At 36.1% G+C, this 1725-nt stretch carries 2 protein-coding genes; both read right to left on the bottom strand.

Features of this window, described 5'->3' with window-relative positions; translation table 11 throughout:
* Window positions 1–333: 333 nt before the first annotated feature.
* Window positions 334–1161, bottom strand: a complete 828-nt coding sequence (locus N7931_RS19180; protein ID WP_262795948.1) for a flagellin — start codon at window positions 1159–1161, stop codon at window positions 334–336.
* A gap of 470 nt (window positions 1162–1631) precedes the next feature.
* Window positions 1632–1725, bottom strand: a 94-nt coding sequence (locus N7931_RS19175) for a flagellin (RefSeq protein ID WP_262792248.1), incomplete at its 5' end; no start/stop codon positions are given.

The following is a 1725-nucleotide window of genomic DNA, read 5'->3' as shown; positions in this document are numbered from 1 at the left end:
TTTTAGATTTTAGATTTTAGATTTTAGATTTTAGATTTTAGATTTTAGATTTTAGATTTTAGATTTTAGATTTTAGATTTTAGATTTTAGATTTTCAGAAAGCATATCACTTAAATTTAAAAGTAAATAAACAACAGAAGCATCAGCGCTCTTAAAGATAACAGCGCCAGCTTTCTTCTACAGTTTTAAATTAATAAGCAAAAATAAGGGTCAGCAAACCAACCTGACCCTTATTAGGAGTGAGTAATGCTCACCCGTTTGGCCTATTAACCCGTCGCACTACCTCCTGGCTTATCCCCAAACGGGTGGAAGCAGAGCTTAAGTCAGTAACTATTAACCCAATAGCGATAACGCTGATTGAGGTCTTTGGTTTGCTTGACTTAAAATAGTTGTACTCGCTTGCTGGATGATTTGGTTACGAGTTAACTCGGCTGTTTCCGTTGCAAAATCCGTATCTTTAATTTGCGAACGTGCTGAAGATACGTTTTCAACGACGTTACTCAAGTTACGAATGGTTGATTGGAAACGGTTTTGTAGCGCACCTAGATCGGCACGAGCCGCACCAATATTAGAAATTGCTGTGTCAATCGCAGTTAAAGTAGCAGAAGCTAAATCAGCAGTGCTTACATCAAAACTCGCACCACCTAAACCAGAAGCACCAAAACCACCTGTTCTTGATAAATTAACAGAAATCGTTTGGCCACCATTTGCACCCACTAAAAACTTAGCAGAATAGCCACCTGTTAATAAATCAACACCAGCAAACTGAGTTGTTGTACCAATACGGCTGATCTCAGTTTTTAATGCGCTCACTTCTTTTTGCAGCGCTAAACGGTCAGCAGATGTATTAATACCATTTTGCGATTGAACCGCTAGCTGACGAATACGTTGCAATGAGGTGGTAATTTCCTGCATTGCACCTTCAGCTGTTTGCGTTAATGAAATCGCATCATTTGCGTTTCTTACTGCTTGGTTTAAACCCTGTATTTGAGTTGTCATACGATCGGTAATTTGAAGACCAGCCGCATCGTCTGATGCGCGGTTGATTCTAAAACCAGATGATAGACGTTCAAAAGATGTATTTAATGCTGTGCCTGAGTTATATAACTGACGCTGTGCATTTAATGATGATACGTTAGTGTTTACAAACATACCTGACATAATACTCACTCCTCAAAGAATGTTTTTAACTAAAATAAGCAAAAATATGCTCAAATAAAGCCAAATCCACAATTTAACAAAACTTGCTTCATCGTCTATTATTATATCGACCATTAAACAACCAACTTTAGACAAAAATCTTAATTATTTTTATCTATTAAAGATTATTTAAAATAAAAAAATAAAGCACTAGACTAAAAAACAAAACGAAACTAAGTTTTATATAAAAATAAAGATAAGGAAGGGGGAAGTAATTAGAATAAGTGAAAAACTTAAAACTGCCGGAGGAAACCTCCGGCTAATACGCAACACCAGTCAGGAGAGTGTTTACGATTCAAAACACCAAGCTCGATAGCTCAGTAAAAATGATTATTTAAGCAGATTTAAAGATACAGTTTAATCAACTCAAATTTTGTACAGATTAAGCTAGCCTGAGCATGGTAAAATGACAGACTAAACCAAACTGGCAATTAACCTAATAAAGACAATGCAGCTTGTGGTCTTTGATTTGCCTGACTTAATACCGTGGTACTTGCCTGTTGTAAAATCTGGTTTTTAGTTAAT

The organism is Catenovulum sp. 2E275 (assembly GCF_025515275.1).
GTDB lineage: Bacteria > Pseudomonadota > Gammaproteobacteria > Enterobacterales > Alteromonadaceae > Catenovulum.
Note: the sequence above shows the minus strand (reverse complement) of the source record. Positions and strands in the feature narration are given on the sequence as shown.

Bases quoted from the DNA above. Each gene is read 5' to 3' on its own strand.
- N7931_RS19180 (WP_262795948.1), bottom strand. From the start codon at position 1,161: ATGTCAGGTATGTTTGTAAACACTAACGTATCATCATTAAATGCACAG.